The 19,944-nt window shown below is 53.7% G+C and carries 20 protein-coding genes; 9 read left to right on the plus strand and 11 right to left on the minus strand.

Going from position 1 to position 19,944, the window contains the following annotated elements; genetic code table 11:
* Positions 1-226 precede the first annotated feature (226 nt).
* On the minus strand, positions 227-718 hold the full coding sequence (locus AC4FIC_RS10345; RefSeq protein ID WP_100258429.1) for a YajQ family cyclic di-GMP-binding protein: 492 nt from the start codon (positions 716-718) through the stop codon (positions 227-229).
* 107 nt (positions 719-825) lie between these two features.
* Here AC4FIC_RS10345 and AC4FIC_RS10350 point away from each other — a divergent pair, with 107 nt between their 5' ends.
* From AC4FIC_RS10350 to AC4FIC_RS10360, 3 genes are all read left to right on the plus strand, one after another.
* Positions 826-1,119: a hypothetical protein gene (locus tag AC4FIC_RS10350; RefSeq protein WP_273286300.1), complete on the plus strand. Its 294-nt coding sequence runs from the start codon at positions 826-828 to the stop codon at positions 1,117-1,119.
* Between the two features lie 76 nt (positions 1,120-1,195).
* Positions 1,196-2,047, plus strand: a complete 852-nt coding sequence (locus AC4FIC_RS10355; protein ID WP_100258427.1) for a 3-hydroxyacyl-CoA dehydrogenase family protein — start codon at positions 1,196-1,198, stop codon at positions 2,045-2,047.
* A gap of 141 nt (positions 2,048-2,188) precedes the next feature.
* Positions 2,189-2,692 (plus strand): YgjP-like metallopeptidase domain-containing protein, encoded by a 504-nt coding sequence (locus tag AC4FIC_RS10360; protein WP_100258426.1) that lies wholly within the window; start codon positions 2,189-2,191, stop codon positions 2,690-2,692.
* Positions 2,693-2,704: 12 nt separating this feature from the next.
* Here AC4FIC_RS10360 and AC4FIC_RS10365 read toward each other — a convergent pair whose 3' ends face one another.
* A complete protein-coding gene (locus AC4FIC_RS10365) occupies positions 2,705-2,977 on the minus strand; it encodes a TMEM165/GDT1 family protein (protein WP_100258425.1) in 273 nt (90 codons plus the stop codon).
* Positions 2,978-3,435: 458 nt separating this feature from the next.
* On the opposite strand from AC4FIC_RS10365, the gene AC4FIC_RS10370 reads away from it, so the two are divergent.
* Positions 3,436-3,789, plus strand: a complete 354-nt coding sequence (locus AC4FIC_RS10370; protein WP_100258424.1) for a MaoP family protein — start codon at positions 3,436-3,438, stop codon at positions 3,787-3,789.
* A gap of 59 nt (positions 3,790-3,848) precedes the next feature.
* Here AC4FIC_RS10370 and AC4FIC_RS10375 read toward each other — a convergent pair whose 3' ends face one another.
* The 3 genes from AC4FIC_RS10375 to rimK form a co-directional block, all read right to left on the minus strand.
* A complete protein-coding gene (locus tag AC4FIC_RS10375; protein WP_100258423.1) occupies positions 3,849-4,319 on the minus strand; it encodes an ATP-dependent zinc protease family protein in 471 nt (156 codons plus the stop codon).
* 197 nt (positions 4,320-4,516) lie between these two features.
* Complete coding sequence (locus tag AC4FIC_RS10380; RefSeq protein ID WP_100258422.1) at positions 4,517-5,554, minus strand: succinylglutamate desuccinylase/aspartoacylase family protein; 1,038 nt, start codon at positions 5,552-5,554, stop codon at positions 4,517-4,519.
* 48 nt (positions 5,555-5,602) lie between these two features.
* Positions 5,603-6,508: a 30S ribosomal protein S6--L-glutamate ligase gene (gene rimK, locus AC4FIC_RS10385; RefSeq protein WP_100258421.1), complete on the minus strand. Its 906-nt coding sequence runs from the start codon at positions 6,506-6,508 to the stop codon at positions 5,603-5,605.
* 305 nt (positions 6,509-6,813) lie between these two features.
* Between rimK and AC4FIC_RS10390 the strand changes: the two genes are divergently transcribed.
* The gene (locus tag AC4FIC_RS10390) at positions 6,814-7,680 is read left to right on the plus strand and encodes a LysR family transcriptional regulator (RefSeq protein WP_100258420.1); all 867 of its coding nucleotides are present in this window, start codon (positions 6,814-6,816) and stop codon (positions 7,678-7,680) included.
* Between the two features lie 6 nt (positions 7,681-7,686).
* Entirely contained in the window at positions 7,687-8,961 is a 1,275-nt protein-coding gene (locus AC4FIC_RS10395) for a mechanosensitive ion channel family protein (RefSeq protein ID WP_227003708.1), read from the plus strand.
* A gap of 79 nt (positions 8,962-9,040) precedes the next feature.
* Here AC4FIC_RS10395 and pfkB read toward each other — a convergent pair whose 3' ends face one another.
* The 5 genes from pfkB to AC4FIC_RS10420 all read right to left on the minus strand — a co-directional run bounded on the left by pfkB (position 9,041) and on the right by AC4FIC_RS10420 (position 16,348).
* Complete coding sequence (gene pfkB, locus AC4FIC_RS10400) at positions 9,041-9,958, minus strand: 1-phosphofructokinase (RefSeq protein ID WP_287419097.1); 918 nt, start codon at positions 9,956-9,958, stop codon at positions 9,041-9,043.
* The gene (locus AC4FIC_RS10405) at positions 9,955-11,694 is read right to left on the minus strand and encodes an alcohol dehydrogenase catalytic domain-containing protein (RefSeq protein WP_273286289.1); all 1,740 of its coding nucleotides are present in this window, start codon (positions 11,692-11,694) and stop codon (positions 9,955-9,957) included. Before AC4FIC_RS10405 ends, pfkB begins: the two co-directional genes overlap by 4 nt.
* 54 nt (positions 11,695-11,748) lie before the next feature.
* The gene (ptsP, locus tag AC4FIC_RS10410) at positions 11,749-14,346 is read right to left on the minus strand and encodes a phosphoenolpyruvate--protein phosphotransferase (RefSeq protein WP_100258417.1); all 2,598 of its coding nucleotides are present in this window, start codon (positions 14,344-14,346) and stop codon (positions 11,749-11,751) included.
* A 117-nt stretch (positions 14,347-14,463) separates the two neighbouring features.
* The gene (locus AC4FIC_RS10415) at positions 14,464-15,846 is read right to left on the minus strand and encodes a PTS mannitol transporter subunit IIBC (RefSeq protein ID WP_100258416.1); all 1,383 of its coding nucleotides are present in this window, start codon (positions 15,844-15,846) and stop codon (positions 14,464-14,466) included.
* A gap of 13 nt (positions 15,847-15,859) precedes the next feature.
* Positions 15,860-16,348 (minus strand): PTS sugar transporter subunit IIA, encoded by a 489-nt coding sequence (locus tag AC4FIC_RS10420; RefSeq protein WP_273286285.1) that lies wholly within the window; start codon positions 16,346-16,348, stop codon positions 15,860-15,862.
* A gap of 241 nt (positions 16,349-16,589) precedes the next feature.
* Here AC4FIC_RS10420 and ulaR point away from each other — a divergent pair, with 241 nt between their 5' ends.
* Entirely contained in the window at positions 16,590-17,357 is a 768-nt protein-coding gene (gene ulaR, locus AC4FIC_RS10425) for an HTH-type transcriptional regulator UlaR (RefSeq protein WP_273286283.1), read from the plus strand.
* A 10-nt stretch (positions 17,358-17,367) separates the two neighbouring features.
* Here the strand turns inward: ulaR and AC4FIC_RS10430 are convergent, their stop codons facing one another.
* The gene (locus AC4FIC_RS10430) at positions 17,368-17,880 is read right to left on the minus strand and encodes a DUF1993 domain-containing protein (protein ID WP_100258413.1); all 513 of its coding nucleotides are present in this window, start codon (positions 17,878-17,880) and stop codon (positions 17,368-17,370) included.
* Positions 17,881-18,101: 221 nt separating this feature from the next.
* Between AC4FIC_RS10430 and AC4FIC_RS10435 the strand changes: the two genes are divergently transcribed.
* Together AC4FIC_RS10435 and AC4FIC_RS10440 are read left to right on the plus strand one after the other, a co-directional pair.
* A complete protein-coding gene (locus tag AC4FIC_RS10435) occupies positions 18,102-19,364 on the plus strand; it encodes a cyclic di-GMP phosphodiesterase (protein WP_100258412.1) in 1,263 nt (420 codons plus the stop codon).
* A gap of 119 nt (positions 19,365-19,483) precedes the next feature.
* Entirely contained in the window at positions 19,484-19,939 is a 456-nt protein-coding gene (locus AC4FIC_RS10440; protein WP_273286280.1) for a GAF domain-containing protein, read from the plus strand.
* The last annotated feature ends 5 nt before the right edge of the window (positions 19,940-19,944 follow it).

Genomic DNA, 19,944 nt, shown 5'->3' on the forward strand with positions numbered 1-19,944 from the left:
ACCAGGCTGCAAAAGGTAACCAGGCTGCAAAAGGTAACCAGGCTGCAAAAGGAAGCTCAACCAAAAAAGACAAGCCAAAGGGTAAGTAGATTGGCTAGACCCAACCCTCAATCAACCACCGTCTTCGGTGGTTTTTTTTTGGCTGAGACCCCTAGGGTTTTGACCCTAACCAGGATGCGAGGCAAGGTGGTCCTGTATATCTTTCCGCCGAGTGCAGTTGTGTCTCTCAGTCGCGCCTATTGGTATATTGCAGATCCTGCTCAATTTTCTTCTCATCACGAAGCAGTGCCATAACCCCTTGCAGGTCATCGCGTTTTTTGCCCTCGACACGCACCTTCTCGCCTTGGATATTTGCCTTAACCTTGAGGTCAGCTTCCTTGATCAATTTTACAATCAACTTGGCAGTAGCCTGCTCCAAACCCTGCTTGAATTTCATATTCAAGGAAAAGCTTTTACCGCTGTGAACCGGCGTTTCATCAACCTCAGCATAGGCTGAATTGATGCCGCGTTTGTTGCAGTTTTTGGCGGCTATTTCTTCCAGTTGGCGTACTTGAAAGTCGGAATCACACTTTAATACGATGGTTTCATCGCCACTGAGTTCAATGCTGGCGGTGATGCCACGAAAGTCAAAGCGGGTCGCGAGTTCGCGGTTGGCGTTATCGATGGCGTTCTGTAATTCGGTCTTATCAATTTCGGAAACAATATCAAATGATGGCATGGAGATGCTCCTGAGTGAAGGGGATCGATTATAGCAAGAAATCATCGATTAAGGGCAAGCATCGCGGCTGCGGCAGCCCGTTGCTATTGGTATCAGGCCCATTAGCGATGGAAACGTTTGGAACCCAGCCTCATCACGCTCAGCAGAAACAGAAACTTAAGGGTCAGAATCAAGCGATCACCGGCATTGCCATCGAAGCGATCGAGCAATGGCTGTTCCGGCAAATACAGCACGGCGTTGAGCTCGCCGCATTTCACTCGGGTCGTAATCGGGTCCGGTATCTGTTATGGATCGCTTGGTTTTCGTTCAGGTCGATCGCGATCAAGCGGATCCGGCTCGGGTTGATTCCGATCAGCTCAATGGAAGTCAGACTAGGCAATACTGCTTGGGTCGTTTACTGACATGGGCCCGGTATTATTGCAACCAAGGTCTGACTGCAGCCCACTCCGGAATCAGCCGTGCAAGAGGAAACAAGTTATGACGATAAGCAACATAGGTGTCCTAGGCGCCGGCACGATGGGCAGCGGCATTGCCCAGGTCTTTGCCCGGCAAGGCTTCCAGGTTCAGCTGGTGGACAATCAACCAAGTCGTCTGCAGCACGCTGTGTTGGAGATCCAACAGAGTCTCGACAAGGAGGTTGCACAGGGACCTCTCAGTGCAACACAGCGTGACCAGGCCGCGCACAATATCCATACCGCGCCACAAATGGATCGCTTTGTTGACTGCGACCTGGTGATCGAGGCCGTCAGCGAGGAAGAACCGACCAAGATCGCGCTGTTTCAAAGCCTAGATCGAATTTGCCCCGATTCGACCATTTTGGCGTCCAATACCAGCGCCATCTCACTGACCCGAATGGCTGCGGCCACCAACCGGTCGGATCGTTTTATGGGCATGCATTTTATGAACCCGGTTGCCCAGATGGATCTGGTTGAATTAATCCGCGCCTTACAGACCAGTGACGCGACTTATCAGGCGTTACACGAATTGGTACAGCGTATCCAGAAGACACCGGTCACCGTGAAAGACTATCCGGGCTTTGTGTCTAACCGAATTCTGATGCCGATGATCAACGAAGCCGTCTATACCCTCTATGAAGGGGTGGCGAGCAGTACGGACATCGATGCAGTCATGAAGCTGGGCATGAATCATCCGATGGGGCCACTGGAATTGGCTGATTTTATCGGTTTGGATACCTGCCTGGTTATTATGAATGTCTTGCATGATGGCTTTAGGGACAGCAAATATCGGCCTTGCCCGTTGCTGCAGCAGATGGTGGATGCCGGTTATTATGGTAAAAAATCGGGCCGTGGCTTTTATTCTTACTCATAGCCAGAGCCCGCAATATCACCAAGCGGCATAGAGTGAACGGGCGCAATGGCCGCTCAAGGTGGCTAAGGCATCAGCGCGAGGTAACTGCTGTTCGCTTTAGGGTATAGTGGGTAGCCCTTATTTGGAGTTAAAGCAGATCCAATGTCCACGCTCAAGTACCTCTCAGCCTATAGCCCTGACTTGCAGGCACAAGTGCAAAGCCTGATCGATGAGAATCGGCTGGCGCGTTTTTTGCTCGATAAATACCCGACAATACATATGGTGGCCAATGATAAGGCGCTGCGCGATTTTGTGCTCGGCTTGAAGCAGACCTATCTAAAGAAGTCTGATGCCCTCAGCAAGATTGTCTACGATCCCAAGATCCATGTCGTCAATAACGCGCTCGGCACTCACAGCTTTGTGTCGCGGGTGCAGGGCCACAAGCTAAAGAGTAAAAACGAGATTCGCATCAGCACGCTATTTAAAAAGACCCCAGCGGAGTTTTTGCAAATGATTGTCGTGCATGAGCTGGCCCATCTGAAAGAAAAGGACCACAACAAGGCCTTTTACCAGCTCTGCCGGCATATGCTACCGGATTATCACCAGCTGGAGTTTGATCTGCGAGTCTACTTAACCTATGTCGAGCGTTACGGCAACCTCTATTAGCGAGCCGACCGATCAGGCGTTATAGAGGGTATAGGCGCCTATCGCGATAAAACCCATGCCGGCTATATAGTGCAGATATTTCTCATTTATATATTCCGACAATAGGCTGCCGGCGATCACGCCGATGGCAGATGCGACGACCAAAGCCGCCGAGGCCGCGAGAAAGACTGTGGTCTTGCTGACCGCTTTGTCGGCGGCAAACAGCATAGTAGCCAGCTGGGTTTTATCGCCGAGTTCGGCAATAAAAACTGAGACAAAAATCGTTAGAAATATTTTCCAATCCATTTGTTAATCCAATTATTGTAAGGCGCGCGGGTAAGTCGGCATTATCACCGGTTAGGGTGCTGCCGAGCAAGTAATCTCGGCCTGTCCTTGACTCAACGGGGCCAAGCTCATTCGCCGTCCTGAGGTCGATGCAATGATTTATTGTTGCTTACAAGCTCAACCAATAGCGCCGGTCAAGCAATGAATTTCTTTAGGCCGTTTGACTGATTTTCGTTACAAAACCGTTAATAGTCTTCGGCCTCATACCAGTAGTCTTTTTGAAAAGTTAATCGGATAACGGGAATCAGTAATAGTTTTTTAAGCGTTTCCGATAGTTTTATTTCTCAGCGCATGGTTAATAATTTTAACTAAAAAATATTTAATTATTTTTGTGGTCATCACAAAAAAAATAAATTGTACAGAATCGATAACCTTATCGATAATTCGCGCAATCGTTAGCTAAAAAGGAATTCACCTGAATGAACACAATTGCGTCTTTTTATAGCCAAAAAACTTTCTCCGATCGCTTGCACTTCCCCTATGGATTCGCCCGCAGTGGCCAACTTTCGAAAAAGCAGGCCGATCTAATCGAACGGCATGGCGAGGCCTATAAGAATTTGGCCAGTGGTCATCAGCAGCCGGCAACGGCCGAAGAGCAAGAGTTTGTGCGCTGCTGCAATCAATTAAAGGAGGCCGAAACCGAACATGAAAAAGTATGGCTTTTCTATTTGAAATATACCGGCCGTAAACTCAGCTATGTGTCGATGGGCGCTGGTTTTCATATCCCCTCTTTTGAGAATGACTCACCCACAGCTGAGGCGGCGCAAGAATAATAGATTAGGCCTTATAGACCTAGAGTTAGTGAGGCTAATCAGATGCCGCACGCGCGAGCCTAACGCGCCAGTAAATAGGTTTTAGAGGGGTCGACCAACAGGCGATTGCCCATGCCTTCTCGGCCTAACAACATCAGATAACTCATGTCGGAGCGGTCGGTCAGAGAGATATCAATCTCCCATGTCTGCTGGTTAAGGCTTATGGTCGTGCGAATAACATAGCGTTCGTCGGTGACGCCATTGGATGACTTTATCTTGCGAATATCCCGCAGCGGGGCCTCGCAGTAAATGCAGTCGTCGACCTTGTGGATATTGGGATGAATGGCGAACGTGACCCAGGGTTTACCATCCTTTTTGATTTTTCGAATCTGATCTACATGCAACGCCGAGGTCTTTGCGCCGGTGTCGACACGGACATTTAAGTCACAGATGCCCAGTCCCGGCAGATCACAGTTTTCCAGACTGCCAACCAAGAATTTGCCCTCAATTGCGGGCTCCCAGCCAGTAATAAGTTGTTTCTGGTCACTCATTCCTGTTTCCTCTCCTCTGTGCTGGACAGCTGTTGGGTCTTGCTAACCCCTGTTGGATTAAGTATCACGACGTTAAGAAAGGGTACCACCTGGTGTCCTTTATGCAAAAAATTGATCGTGTTTCAGACTGGCCATAGGCATTGCGTCCAGCACCCTCAAGAGCGACACCTCGCGCACTGCCTGATGGCCACGCATTGCTAATCCCCTGCCAATATAAAGGGATGGTCGGGCATCAGGGCTTCTTGCATAACCTCAATGTTGTCATAAACGTCTTCATCGGACTCCGAAAAAAAGGCAATATGGAATAGCGCATCGCCTTCTTGGGCCAAAGGAATGTTGAGCTTACCGATAATAATGCCAGATCGCACCGCGAGGACTTGGCCAAAGACTTCGCCGAACGGGCCGCCGATCGTTGCCAGGACGTCATTTTTTTGTACCTGGTCGCCGAGATTTTTTAAATGGTTGACGATACCGCTGAAGCCGGTGCGCACCCACGCGCTGTTGTTGGCGACATAGGGCTGCACGATTTTTTTCGGCATCTTACGGGTCAATAGCCCCAAATAGGTTAGGACATTGAGCACGCCGGTTACGCCGGCGCGAATCGAAATCTCATCGAAACGCAAGGCTTGGCCAGCCTCGTAGATTAGGATTTTGGTACCCTGGGCCACAGCCGCTTCGCGCAGCGAGCCATCGCGCAGATTTGAGTTGAGTAGCACCGGTACGCCAAAATTCTGGGCCAGCTTGAGCGTTTCCGGATCTTCGAGAAAGGCGCGTACTTGCGGTAAGTTGGAACGGTGAATCGCACCGGTGTGTAAATCGATGCCATATTGGCAGCGATTAACAATCTCTTCCATCAACATATTGGCCACTCGGCCGGCCAACGAGCCCTTAGCCGAGCCAGGAAAGCTGCGGTTGAGGTCGCGTCGATCGGGCATATAGCGACTTTGATTGAGAACGCCATAGACATTGACCATAGGCACCAGATAGAGCGTGCCGGCACTGACCTTCAGGGTTTTCGACTGAATCAGGCGGCGGACTATCTCGATGCCGTTCAGTTCGTCGCCATGAATGGCCGCGGAGACAAAAACACTCGGCCCAGGGCGTTTGCCGCGGATCACATAGACCGGCATGGTCACTTCGGTGTCGGTATAGAGCCGGGCAACCGGCAGCTCAATACGGTAACTGCGTCCGGGTAAAATTTCTTGATTGCCTATCACCAGAGGTGTCGTGGCCATTGTCGCGCGCTTCTCTTAGGTTAATGTTCAGTCGATTCAGTGGGCCGCTTAACCCTTGCCCTTGGTTTTGGTGCTGATCAGTGCGGCATTGTTTTCAATAAACTCATAGATTAGGCCGGCAACGTCCTTGTTGGTAGACTGTTCGATGCCCTCTAAACCGGGCGAGGAATTCACTTCCATCACCACCGGTCCATTGGCCGACTGCAACAGGTCGACACCACAGACGTTCAGACCCATGACCTTGGCTGCTTTGACGGCTGTGGCGCGCTCTTCTTTGCTGAGCCGGACCAATGTCGCGGTGCCGCCACGGTGCAAGTTGGAGCGAAATTCACCTTCGCCGCCCTGGCGTTTCATCGCCGCGACGACCTTGTTGCCGACCACGAAGCAGCGGATATCGGCACCTCCGGCTTCCTTGATATATTCCTGAACCAGGATGTTGGCTTTTAAGCCCATAAAGGCTTCGATAATACTCTCGGCGGCCTTGTTGGTGTCGGCTAATACCACGCCAATACCCTGAGTGCCTTCCAATAGTTTGATCACCAGTGGCGCACCACCGACGTTCTTTATCAGATCCTTGACGTTATCGGGTCGGTTCGCGAAACCGGTGCGCGGTAGGCCGACATCGCGCCGGGACAGTAGCTGCAGAGACCGCAGCTTGTCGCGCGATCGACTGATCGCGACCGACTCATTGATGCAAAAGGTACCCATCATTTCGAACTGTCGGACGACCGCGGTGCCATAAAAGGTCACCGATGCGCCGATACGCGGAATCACGGCATCATAGTAGGGCAACTCATGGCCCTGATAGCGCACAGCCGGCCGACTTCGGGTGATGTCCATGTAACAGTGCAGGGTATCGATTATGTCAACCTGATGGCCACGCGCTTCGCCGGCTTCCTTGAGACGTCTTGTGGAGTACAGATTCTCATTTCTCGATAAAACAGCAATTTTCATAACGCGTACCTCTTGTTCTAATTAGCCTAAAAATAAGTGCAGGGCCAAAAGGTGAGTATTTTGGGCCGCGCATCATCACTATCTTGGTGATCAAAGTCGACAACTATTTTTGTGATTTCAGACGACGGGTAATTCGTCGAAGATTCTAGCCGGCCGCGACCGCTTAAACGCGTTTTTTGGGGTGAAAATATGGTCATTATCGACCGGCTTTGGGGTATATTTGCAGCCTTTGCTAAGCTTAGTCCAAGTCGGCCTGTGCGGGGCGCCAATGGTGGCGTAAATTTACCAGAATTAGGGTGGGCTGTATGGATACGGAATTACTCAAAACCTTTTTAGCCGTCCAGCAAACCGGACACTTTGGACGGGCCGCTGAAGCGCTCTTTCTGACCCAAGCTGCGGTCAGTGCGCGTATCAAGCTGCTCGAATCGGCGCTGGGCAGTCCGGTGTTTGCCCGCTATCGTAACAACCTCCAGTTGACCGACACCGGCAAACGCCTGATACCCCATGCCCAAACGGTATTGTCGGCCTGGGATGTCACCCTGCGCGAGTTGGTCAGCGCGGCCACCGATCAGGCCGCCCTGAGTATCGCCGCGCCGGTGAGTCTGTGGGAATCCTTTGTTCAGCAGTCCCTGCAGTCCACCCTAGCAGAGAATGACGGACTGCAGGTGCAAGCTGACTCGATGCCTCCTGATCAGCTCAATCGCCGTCTCTTGGATCGAACTCTGGATCTGGCTTTCCAGTTTGAGCCACCCAAGCACAGCGACATCCGCAGCTTTGACTTGCCGCCGGTGAACTTGGTACTGGTTGCTTCAGAGCCGCGCGATCTGGCCGATGAGACCGCGTTGTCTGGCTACATTGAGCTCGACTGGGGCATTCTGCCCGCGCCGCTGCACGCTTTAGGTCGGCCAATCTCGACCCGGCTGCAAACCGGTTTGGTGCCGCTGGCGCTGGACCTATTATTGCGTCACGGCGGCTGTGCCTATTTGCCTGAACAACGGGTGGCCGGCTATCTGGATCGCTTGCTGTATCGGGTTGCGGGCGCGGATGTCTGCGCACGCCCGGTCGTTGCCTGTTACCATCAGCACAGTAAAATCAAACCCCTTGTCTTACGGGTAATTGAACAGGCTCGTGCTGAACTGCAATCCGCTTCTCATCCAGTCCCACCGGAGTAAACCACTATGCTGTTTTTTGACGAGTTGCAGATGTCGCCCTTTATCACCAGTGTGCTGGCCGAGCCAACTGCGGTACAACTGCTCGCAGTCTTGCTGTTGTGGTCGCTGGCCTTCGGCCTGGCCACTGTGGTGCGCACATTTCTGCCGCATATCGATCAACCTAAGCTGGCGCTGCTGAAACAAGTGCAGAGTTTTTTCAGCCATTCCCTGACATTACTGATCTGGTTTGTACTCTTGGTATTTTTAATTTACGGCCTGGAAAGCGAGGGTCGCTCAAGTCATCTGGTCTCGTTGACGCAGAGTCTGATCGGCGCCTTGATCGTGGTGCGCTACGCTCTGGGTTACCTCAAGGCACAGGTCTATGCCAAGGCGCTGATCTACACCGTGGTGCCGCTGATCCTGTTAAACGCCTTTGATGTCCTGACCCCGGCCATCAATGCGCTCGAAGCCTATGCCCTTAACGTGGGTAATATTCACTTCTCAATCTACGATCTGTGTCGAGTGCTGTACTTCGGTGCCATCCTGTTTTGGCTCGGCAAGGAATCGAATCGGCTTGGGAAAAAAACCATCCGCAGTCGGACGGGCCTGGATTCCAGTACCAAGGAAGTTATCGCCAAACTGTTCGAGGTGCTGCTCTATGTGGTGATGTTCTTGGTGCTCTTGAATGTGCTCGGCATCAGCCTGACGACGCTGACGGTCTTGGGCGGGGCCATCGGTGTCGGGATCGGTTTTGGCTTACAGTCCATCGCATCGAACTTTGTCTCCGGACTCATCATCCTTTTGGAGCGGTCCCTGTCCATTGGTGACTATATTGAATTGGCGGACGCGCGCGGCGGCACCATTCGCGATGTCAATCTACGCTCCATTACGCTGGAAACCTTCGATGGCAAAGACATAGTGGTGCCCAATGATGTGTTTTTTTCGACCACCTTTACCAATTGGACGCACAAGAATTTGAAGCAGCGCTATGACATCGATTTTGCCGTAGCCTTCAGTACTGATCTCGATCGACTGTTCCCGCTGGTCAAGGCCACCTTGTGCGCCCATAAGAGCGTCTTGTCGGGGGCGGATTATAGCTTCGAGGAACAGCCTGATATTGAAATATCGGGCTTTGGCGACAACGGCATCAATCTGCACATCGAATTCTGGATGAATGCCATCGATGATGGCGAGAATCGGGTCGGTGCCGATCTGCTCTATGAGATTTGGAAGTTGATGAACCAGAATGGCTTTTCCTTTCCGTTTCCACAACGCGAAGTTCGGATGCTCAGCGATAAATGATCTATGGGGCTAGGCGGCCCCGCTTTCTCGACGCGCTGACACATTCAAAGCAGCGCTCTGGCGAGCGCCGCGCCAAGCCTTAGTTCGAGTTTGCCAAGAGCGCTTCGACATCGGCTAAGGTGCCCAGGGTGGTGCCGGCACAGCTGGCTGTTGCCGCACCGCAGGCGATGCCCAGGGTTAGCGAACCCGATTGACTCTGGCCCTGACTGAGCCCCCAAACCAAACCTGCCACCATAGAGTCGCCGGCTCCGATCGGATTCTGTTCGACGATGCGTGGACTGATGCATTCGACCTGCTCGTCCGGCGTAGCCAGCAAGGCACCGGTTTTGCCCATCGAAAGCACCAGGCTGGCCGGGCCCAAGAGCAAGACCGCCTGAGCGAGAGCCGTCAGGCTTGCGGCATCGCTGACCACCAGCCCGGTTAATTGCTCGGCTTCGGCCAGGTTGGGTTTGACCAGGGTCGGCCCAGCCGCACACCCCAAGCGCAGCGCCTCGCCACTGCTATCCAGCACTGTAAAGGCGCCCTGCTGATCCAGGATAGTAATTAGCTGCGCGTAGACATCATCCGGGACTCCGGGCGGCAAGCTGCCCGCCAAAACCCACCAATCCCCCGGCCGAGCGGCTGCGCGCACCATGCCGATCAATTCTGCCAGCTCCTCGTCACTGATCGACGGTCCGGTATCGTTGACCTTGAGATGCTTTGAGCCGCCGGCCTGAACTAGACTGACATTGGTCCGGGTCTCGCCGGCAATGCGAGTGAAACGGGTGTCGATACCCAACTCGCCGAGCATGGCGCTGAGGCGGTCGCCGGTGGGCCCACCGACTAAGCCCATAGCGATGCTCGGCATCTTTAGGTTGGCCAGCATGCGCGAGACATTAAAGCCCTTGCCGCCGCAGTCAACCCGACTGCCTAAGGCACGCGACACCGCATCAAATTCAAAATCCGCCACTATCAGTTCGAAATCGATGGCCGGATTCAGCGTCAGGGTATAGATCATGGCTGGGCCACGAGGCATTGATTGAACAGTGCGGCCTCGGCAGTCGTATTCCATGTGTTGCCGGCACCCAACGCAGCCGCGACGGCGGGCATTTTCTCGGCCAGCTCGTTTAGGCCCATCAGTGGTAGATCGAGCAATTGTGGGAAAATCAATATTTTGCCCGGATAGCGGCTGGCGATCATCGCTTCGATGCCGGCCTTGGCAACATGCATCCCGCCAATGGCGGCGACACAGACGGCGGGCGCGATATTACCCTGCAGGGTATTTTCCATCACCATGGTTTGGTCGTGAATGGTCAGGCCGGAGGTGCCGGTCAGCTGCGCATTGTTGAGGTAAATTTGGCTGAAATCGACCGGCGCCATGGTGCCGTTCGGGACACCGGCAAACAACACCAGCATGCCGTTTTCATTCATAAAGGTCGCCGAGTCGGCCATAATGCCGCCATTGGGCACGCAGACGACCACGTCTTCGGCGCCCTTATTGTCGGTCAATTCCATCACCAGGTCGTGTAGGCTGCCCTGCGCGGTGGTCGGGTTGTAGGTTACCAAGGTGCGCTGATTCGCCGCGGTCAAGGGGGCAAAGCGGGCCTCGATTTCGGCCAGTCGATCATCGGCTATATCGGTCACGACCACGACCTTAGGGCCGTTTTTCTGTTCGATCGCGCGCTGCACGTGCATCTGACCCATGGGGCCGCCGGCGCCAACAAAGACCGCCGTGCCATCGTTACGCAGATCACAACGGTTGCGATCCTCGCCATAGGAGTCGGCGATATTGCGGCCGGCATTGCCGATGAAGGCAACATAGTCATAGTGCAGGCGACCGACATCGGCTTCGACCAGACCGTCGAGCGGTTCGGTACCGACCATATTCAGGGTGCCGCGGCGTGCCACCAGTTTGGCCACCTCAGAGACCTGCACGGCCGAACGCGGCGCCAGCATCACGATATCGTCGAAGCCACCGTCGCCAAATTCGCTTGCCAGCGCGGCGTAGTCATCGACGGTAAGGCCATCGCGTACTACGACGCGGCGACCGTGATTGGCGGCCAGGGCGGCAACACTGGCGGGTACATCGGTCAGGATCAGGGTCGCAGGGGACTCCAATCCGTGACTGAAGGTATAGTCCTCGGTTGCACCCGGTTGACCGATCAACCACATGGTGCCGCCGGCCTTAGGCAACAGACGGCGCCGCTGTGTATAGGAGGCGAAGACACAACCCCAAGGCTCGAGCAGGGCGGCATCGCCTAAGCCCATCTGGTCAGAGACCCTCAGCAGGCAGGCACCGGCATCGGTTTCGAGAATCTCTTTACCGATCAGGTGATATTGCACCAGGCCACCGGGCAGGGTGTAACCATAGGCGGTACTTTTGCCGTTCTGATAAATATCCGGTTGCATGGCATAGCGCTCGCCGGGTCGGTATTGGCCCTGCAGATTCGCGCCGACCTGAATTACCGTGACCGTGGCTTCGTGGCCGAGGCGGGTAGGCTCCAACTTTAAATCTCGGTTATAGAGTTTGGGATGGGCACTGCCCTGGTTGATCACCTTTACATCGGAAAAACACAGCCCGACCGCGTCAACGCGCACCAACATTTGGTCGGCATCGGGTTTGGGTACATCAAACATCTCGGCGCGATTGTCGCGGCCGATATTGTCCACGCCGGCACCATAGAGGTTCCAGGTCCAAGTTTGCTCCGGCACGGTGCCGGTCAGTTGTTGATAGTTTTCAAATAGGGTGGTCATGGTCTTACTCCAAAAATTCAATAGGCTTGGTGCTGTGCTCGGCACTTACGTCGGTCACAACAAATCGGTTCGGTCGGCATAGAGTCGACGCACATCGGCGGCGTCGGGCAGGGCAAGCGCCCGCTGGGCTTTATCCTGCAACTTGCTATAGACGACGCTGCGTAAGAGCGTTTTGATCGCCGGGACATTGGCTGGGCTGATCGACAATTCGCTCACCCCTAAGCCGACCAGGAGACAGGCTAAGTCCGGATCGGCGGCCATGTTGCCGCACACCCCAACCCATTTGCCGTGCGCCTGTCCGGCCTGCACCGTCATGGCGATCAGGCGCAGCAGGGCCGGATTATAGCTATCGGCTTCGCTGGCCAATTGCGGATGCATGCGGTCCATCGCCAGGGTGTATTGAGTCAGGTCGTTAGAGCCGATCGATAAAAAGTCGACTTCCCGAGCAAAGTGATCGGCCAATAGAGCCGCCGATGGCACTTCCACCATAATGCCTAGGGGCAGTATCGGAGCGGCTAAGCGGATCTGAATAGCCTCGGCCATGGCGCGCGCCTTGCGCCACTCCGCTAAGGTGGCAATCATCGGAAACATGATATGGATGCCCGGGCTAATGCCCTGGTCGGCCTGCCATTGCGCCACTCGATAAATGGCTTCGAGCTGGTTGTTGAACATCGCCTCATTGCGGAACGAGAGACGAATCCCACGCACCCCAAGGAAAGGATTTTCTTCCGCCGGCATGGTCAGCCAAGAGACCGGTTTGTCGCCACCTATATCAGCGGTGCGCACCACCAGTTGGCGCTCGCCCAAGCAGCTGACAATCTCTGTTAAGGCCGCCACTTGCTCTTCGATCGTCGGTTCCAGCGTGGACGACTCAAACAAAAACTCGGTGCGCAACAGGCCAACACCATCACCGCCGTTGGCAAGCACACCCGGCGTGTCGCTCGGTTGGGCGATATTGCAGACCAGTTCAACGCGATGGCCATCGAGGGTTTCGGTGGGCTGATCTTTTTGACCCAGTTCATAGGCTTGACTCTTCTGCCACTGGGCGATCAGGCTGTCGGCTTGAACTCGGGTCTCGGCATCGGGTGCCAACACCAGCTGAGCACCTTGTGGATCAACGATTGCCCAATCGCCTGGGCGTACCTGGGTCAGGAAATCAGCACCGGCACCGACCAACGCAGGAATGCCCAAGGCGCGTGCGAGAATCGCCATATGGCTGTTGGGCCCACCCAGTTCGGTGCATATTGCCTTGATCGGTAACCCACCCAGTTGAGCGGTTTGCGACGGGCTTAGTTCGCTCGCCAGCAGAATAAAGTCCCGATCGGTCGGATAATCCAGACGATTGGACTGGTGATTCAAGACATTCACCACGGTCCGGGCGACATCGACCATATCGGCGGCGCGCGCCTTGAGGCGTGGGTCGCTCAGGGCCGAGAGTTGATCGGCCTGCGCCATCAAGACCTGTTGCCAAGACCAGGCCGCGGCGTTACCGGCGTTGATCAGAGCAACAGTGGCCGCGATCAGACTCTCGTCACGCAGCAGTTGGCATTGTGCCCGAAAGATTGCGGCTTCATCGACGGCTCCCTGAGTCAGCTCCAGTTGCAGCTGCTCCAGTTGTTGAATCGCAGTGCGCAGTGCGGCGCTCAACAGGGCCCGTTCGGCGTCCGGGTCGTTGGCGGCCTGCACCAGGGTGACCTGTTGGGTTTCGAGCACATAGACCTCGGCCAGCGCAATACCCGGTGACGCGGGCGCGCCATCGGTGACAAAGCGGCCTAACGGGTTGCTCAAGGCCGGCAGCCCGGCCAGGGGATCGTATTCAGCGTTGCTATGATCGCCGGTCTCGCCATCGAGTCCGGCGGCAATGGCGGTTACCAGTTGATCAACCGCCGCCGGGGCATCTGGGCCTTGGGCCGAAATCGTCACACTGTCGCCACACGCTGCGCCGACACTGAGCAATTCGGCCATCGATTTGAGGTTGGCGATGCGCGCACCTTTGCGCAAACGCAGCTCGGTCCCGGCATAAGCGCTGGCCAACTCGGCCAATTCGGCAGCGGGTCGGGCATGTAATCCGGCCGAATCAATCAGGGTCACTGTGCTCTTGTGGCGTAAATCTTCGCCAACGGCACCGTTATCGGTTTCGACTGGGGTGCCATTTAGGCAAGCGACTATCTGCTCGGCGCTGGCGCTGGTGCCCAATTCGGCGGCCAATGCCTCATCGAGGACGACGCCGGTTAGGGTCTGCAGTAAATCGAGATGATCGGTACCGGTTGCGGCAATGCCGACAGCAAGGTTAACGACATCACCCTTGGCGTTCCAGATTACCCCGGCCGGCAACTGCACCACTACTAATCCGGTGCGTACTACCAGGGCCTTGGCCTCGGATGTGCCATGCGGTATGGCCACGCCATTCACGAGAAATGTGCTGACCTTGTCTTCTCGAGCGAGCATTGCCGAGCTGTAATCAGCGGCTACAAAACCACGGCTGAGCATGCGCTCGGCGATGGCCTTGAGTACCTCGGTCTTATTGGTAAAAAATTTCTGAGTTAAAACATCGGCGCTCGACAGCAGGACTCGGTCAGTCGTTGCCATGACGTCGTCTGGCTGGAAGTGGCGCGGTGTCTCGGTATTTTGAGGAGTCTTTGTTAAGGACATGGATATCCCTTTGATCTTAAATTTACAGCAACTTAGTTGCCGTTAGTGGGCCTCAAATAAGGATCATTTGAGGCCCGCATTCTTTATGCCTACGAGTAAAAAGCGTGCACCGATCGGTTAAACGAGTTTTGCGACCAGGTCGTCGTAAAATCCGCCATCCATAAAGTTCTCAATGCTCAGGTGTTGAGCGGACGGTAATTTTGCTTTAGCCCGGGCCGACAATTCTGACTGAGTGATAACAATATCGGCATCGGTCAGATCATTAATGGCGGCATTGCTGACATTGATATCTAGACCGGCCGCTTTTAGCTTACCGCGTAGCACGGTGGCGCCCATGGCAGACGAGCCCATGCCGGCATCACAGGCAACAACAATTCGACGTACCTGGCTGGCGCCGGTTACTGCGTTGCCTAAACCCTTGCTGCTGGCTTTATTGGCATTCACGGTTGCCTGAGCAGCTTCTAGATCATCAGTGCTTGATGCATCGCTGCGGATGATAACAGCAGCGATCAAGAAGGATACAGTCGCGGCGATAGCAATAGAGGCCAAAGTTAAGAGGATACCCATGCCCTTAGTAGACATCAGAATCAGTGCAAAGACAGAACCCGGAGACGGCGGTCCAACTAACGCATTGCCGGTCACCATGTTGAAGGTAACGCCTGCCATACCACCAGCTATCACAGCGATGATCAAGCGTGGCTTCATCAGGATATATGGGAAATAAATCTCATGGATGCCGCCGAAGAAATGGATGATTGAAGCGCCATAAGCTGACTTCTGCGCAACGCCTTTACCGGCCAGCATGTAGGCCAGTAAAATGCCCAAACCAGGACCTGGGTTGGTTTCAATCAGGTAGAATATTGATTTACCCGTAGCGGCGGCCTGTTCGGCACCGAGCGGAGTAAAGACACCGTGGTTGATGGCGTTATTGAGGAACAGAATTTTCGCCGGCTCAACAAGGATAGACACCAATGGCAGCAGGCTATGGCTTACGATCCAGCCGACACCGGCGCCTAAGGCTTCGGTAATAGCCAAGACCACGGGTCCAACCAGCGTATAGGCAATCAGCGCAGTGAGCATGCCGATAATGCCGAGCGAGAAGTTATTAACCAGCATTTCAAAGCCGGCCTTAACCTTGCCTTCAACTGCTTGGTCGAATTTTTTAATGGCTAGGCCGCCGAGTGGGCCGGCAATCATAGCGCCGAGGAACATCGGGATTGATGCGCCGACAATCACACCCATGGTCGTGATCGCACCGGCAACAGCACCGCGCTCACCACCAACCATCTTGCCGCCGGTATAACCGATCAATAATGGCAGTAGATACGTGATCATCGGCCCAACGAGCGCGGACAGATATTCATTCGGGATCCAACCCGTTGGTATAAAGAGTGCCGTAATAAGGCCCCATGCGATAAAGGCACCAATGTTGGGCATCACCATGCCGCTCAGGAATCGTCCGAAGGACTGGACGCCGATTTTTAAATTGTTTTCAGACATAGGATGTCCCCAATTATATTGTTGTAGTTAGATTGGCTTCGAACGCTTGATTCAAGCTGTCGAGAATCACTTGCTCATCATGAGCATTGGCCCACAGGTCAAGAGTGCCCGTGCGGCCAATCAGTTGGGCGATGGATGAAAAAACGTATGACTGACTCTGTCTCAGTTTCCGTAGATCATCCTGTGCGGGTGCACAAAGTAAGATGACAAAACGTACATCTTCGTCACTTCCATTCCAGGTAAAATCATCATTCTTTACTCGGGCAAAACACAGGACAGGGTAGTCGACGTGTTTGGTTATCGCATGGGGGATGGCGGTGTGTGACCCGGCAAAGGTACTTACCACTTCTTCCCGTTCAATAATGTCCGAATAGAGCTGCGCTGGATCTTGTGTTTTCTTCAATAAAAACAGGTGACCACAGATGGCATGAATCACTTCGTTCTTTGAAGAGGCTTCCATATTAAGCAAGATTGTTTCTTTTATTATTAGAGTAGGTTTCATCTTGTTACCTCATGTACCCGCGAAGCAGTATAAATAGTCCGTAAAGCGCGTCAAAACAGTCCTCTAGTATCCACGTCAGCAGGGTGACTTACATCTAATTAAACGATCAATCGCACTTAAACAGTGCAGATATCGTCAAATTGGTGCAAGAATTTCAGAGAAATGGGCTGGAATGTGAATCGGCAATCAACTATAGTCATAAATGATCAATTTTATGCAAAACTCGCCAGGGAGCTTAGTTATGAATTCGCGATCGCGCCAGAAACGCATCTTGGAGCATCTACAGGAACACCCGATCTTAACGGTTGGCGAAATAGTCGAATTGATCGAGTGCTCACCGGCGACCATTCGCCGCGACATAATAGAGTTGGACGAACAGGGTAAGTTAAAGAAAATCCGCAATGGGGCCGAGAAAATCCTCTCGCCGAGCACCTCTGAGTCGCCCGGCTTTAAGGGTTTTTACCCGAATATTTCGGATTACAATAACTTTGATGAATGCGATCGCATCGCCCGGCAGGCCGTGCAGCTGTGCCAGGATCGAGACAATGTCTTTATTGGTGAGGGCAAAACGACTTTTTTAATGGGTAAATACCTGCTCGGCACCAACATCCATGTGTATTCCAACTATCTGCCACTGGTGACCTATCTAATTTCAGAGGGCTATGCGCACCTGGTGGTGCTGGGCGGACAGTATATTAAAAGCCAAAGCCTGCTGGTATCGCCCGAAATACAGGAGTCCTACCAAGGTCGATATCTGTTTGTCAGCGGTGATGGCTTGACCGATGCCGGCTTGACTAAGTCAGCCTTATTAGCCTTTATGGAAGAGAAGAAGATGCACGCCTACGCTGACAAGATTATCGCGTTAGTCGACGCCGATAAGATCGGCGTCTTCGGTGGCATTACGCTATTCAATCTGGACGAGCTGGATATAGTGATTACCGGTAAAACTGCCGATCCAGCCATTATCGAACGGCTAAACCGGAAAAACATTAAGGTCTTTCTGGTCTAGCCCAAGCAGCCTAATCGCGCAGTGGCATGGCGCCCAAATAATCCTTCTTACCCACTTCGACGCCATTGTGGCGCAAAATGGCGTATGCCGTGGTGATATGGAAATAGATATTGGGTATCGCATGATGAATGGCGAAATCCTCACCCACCATATGTTTACCCGCCCAGCGCGGCTGCGTTATTGTGCTGGTGGCGGCATTGGCGAAGTCGGCTTCACTGAAGCTGGCCAGATAGTCGAGCACCGATTGGATGCGCTCCTGTAATTGCGCCACGGTGGTTTCACTATCGTCATGCTTGGGTGCGGCATCGGCCTGGTCGACCAGGCGAGCAACGGCCAGCTTGGCGGTATCACAGGCAATCTGCACTTGGCGAGTCAAGGTGAACTGATCCGGTGCCAGACGAGCATTTAACAGGACCGCCATATCAATTTTTTTGCCATCGGCGAAACCGTTGGCCTTGTCGAGAATGGCGCTGAGATTGGTAAGCATCTTGCTAAATTGCACAACGGTAAGATCGTAAAGCATGGGTTCAACCTTTGAGTGAGTAAAGAAGTAGCACAGAGGTGGGGCCTTTTGGGTCGCTTTCAATGGCGTCGAGCGCCACTGGGTCAGCGATCTTCGGGCTGGTCGCGGAATTGGACGGGCAGGGCGGAGTTTGCCGGCGGTTGTCCTTCCTGCGCAGCTGAATAATGCGTAAACTGGCCCTGGCGCTGCCTTAAATTCATACTCCTTTGGACGCTAACAGAATGAAGACCATTCAATTGATCGATGTTGCCAAACTAAGGCCTGGTATCTATGTAGAGTTGCCGCTGAGCTGGTCGCAGCATCCATTTTTTTTCAGTCGTTTTAAAATTAAAACCTGGGGCGAGGTTGAACAAATTAGGGCCCTTGGGCTCGATAGGGTGCCCTACGACCAAATTAAGAGCGATCCAAAATCCGATGCGACAGGCGATGAGCCCATCGGCGCCGATGATGCTGCGGCCATTGACGCCAATAAAGCCAAATTCTGGGATGAGAAACAAAGTAGAATTGACCAGGCGGACCAATTCCGGCGCGCTCGTAAAGACACTGCGCAACGTTACAACGAAACGAAAAAACGCATCCATAACCTGATGTCCGACCTGACCACCGCCCCGGCCAACGCGGTGCGCGGTAGCGAAGAATTGATCGGCGATCTAATGGCCCAGTTCGATGATGAATCGAGCATGTTGATCAATGTGGTTAATATGTCGCCGGCCTCCTTTAATACCAACAACCATGCGCTCAATGTCACCGTGCTGTCGCTGCTCTTGGGGCACAGCATGGGACTGTCTAAAACCGATTTGTTGGCACTGGGCATGGGTGCACTGTTGCATGACATCGGCAAAGTTGCGGTGCCGGCCCGAATCGCCAATTATCACAAAAATATGACCAATCCGGAGCTTGAGCTGTATAAGAGCCACGTTGGCCAGGGGATCAAGTTAGTACATCGGATCAACGGCATTCGGCCCGAGGTGCTGGAAATTATCGGACATCATCATGCCTTCTTAGATGGCTCGGGATTTCCTGCGAAGGTGCCTGCCGAGAAAGTCTCGCAACTGGCCCGCATCGTGGCCATTGCCAACCTCTACGACAACTACTGTAATCCCCATGCCTTGCCGGATGCCATGACGCCGAAGGAAGCAATGGCCCATATCTATGCCCAGGGCGGTGAGCAACTCGACGATAGCTTGGCGCAGAATTTCATCCGCACCTTCGGTATCTATCCGCCCGGAACGGTGGTTCTGCTCAGAGATAAGAGTGTTGGTCTCGTCGTGATGGTCTCATCCAAGGCCTTATTAAGGCCCCGTATCGTGCTCTATAACCCGGACATACCCGCCAATAAGGCTATGATAATCGATCTGGCCGAGCACCCGGACCTGCAGATAGTACGTGCCCTTCGACCGACCGAATATCCCGCCACGGTTTACAGCTATTTGGGTCTGCAAGAACGGGTTGGATACTATTTTGAGAGCCCAGGCGTCAAATAACGCCGCTTGGTTGAACGACCGATGTCCCCGGCGCCGGGGCAATAACTGACATTACTATCAATAGTGCGTTAAGGATCATAGGAACAGGATTCGCTTCGATTCTATGCTAAAGACTCAAGATGAATAGTCATTGGGAGTCCGCCGTCAGAATCCTAGCAGAGTGCTTTGATGATCAACTAGAGTCGCTTAGGCGCAGTCTTATAGCCGACTTTGCCATTGTCAGTTCAGTCTGTGGCAATGTTTACACCCTTTTAGCGGTGACCTCGGAGCTCAAATTGCCGAGCCTTGCGGTCGGCCATGACTTCCCGTGTCGCGACAGCTACTGCAAGCAGGTGGTGCGATCGCAACAGATGCTTATCCATACCCATCTCGAGAAATTCACCCATCGGATATTGCACCCGGTCTTTACCGTGATGCAGCCGGAGTCCTATATAGGCGAGCCTCTGTGGATAAGAGGCGATGTCGTGGGTACGCTCAACTTTTCAGGCTTTACGGCCCGGCCTAGGGGCTATTGCGACCAGGCCATCGCGCAGGTTAAGGGTCTCGCACGCGCCATCGAAGTTGAGCTGCGTTAGGGCGC

The organism is Reinekea sp., from assembly GCF_982785585.1.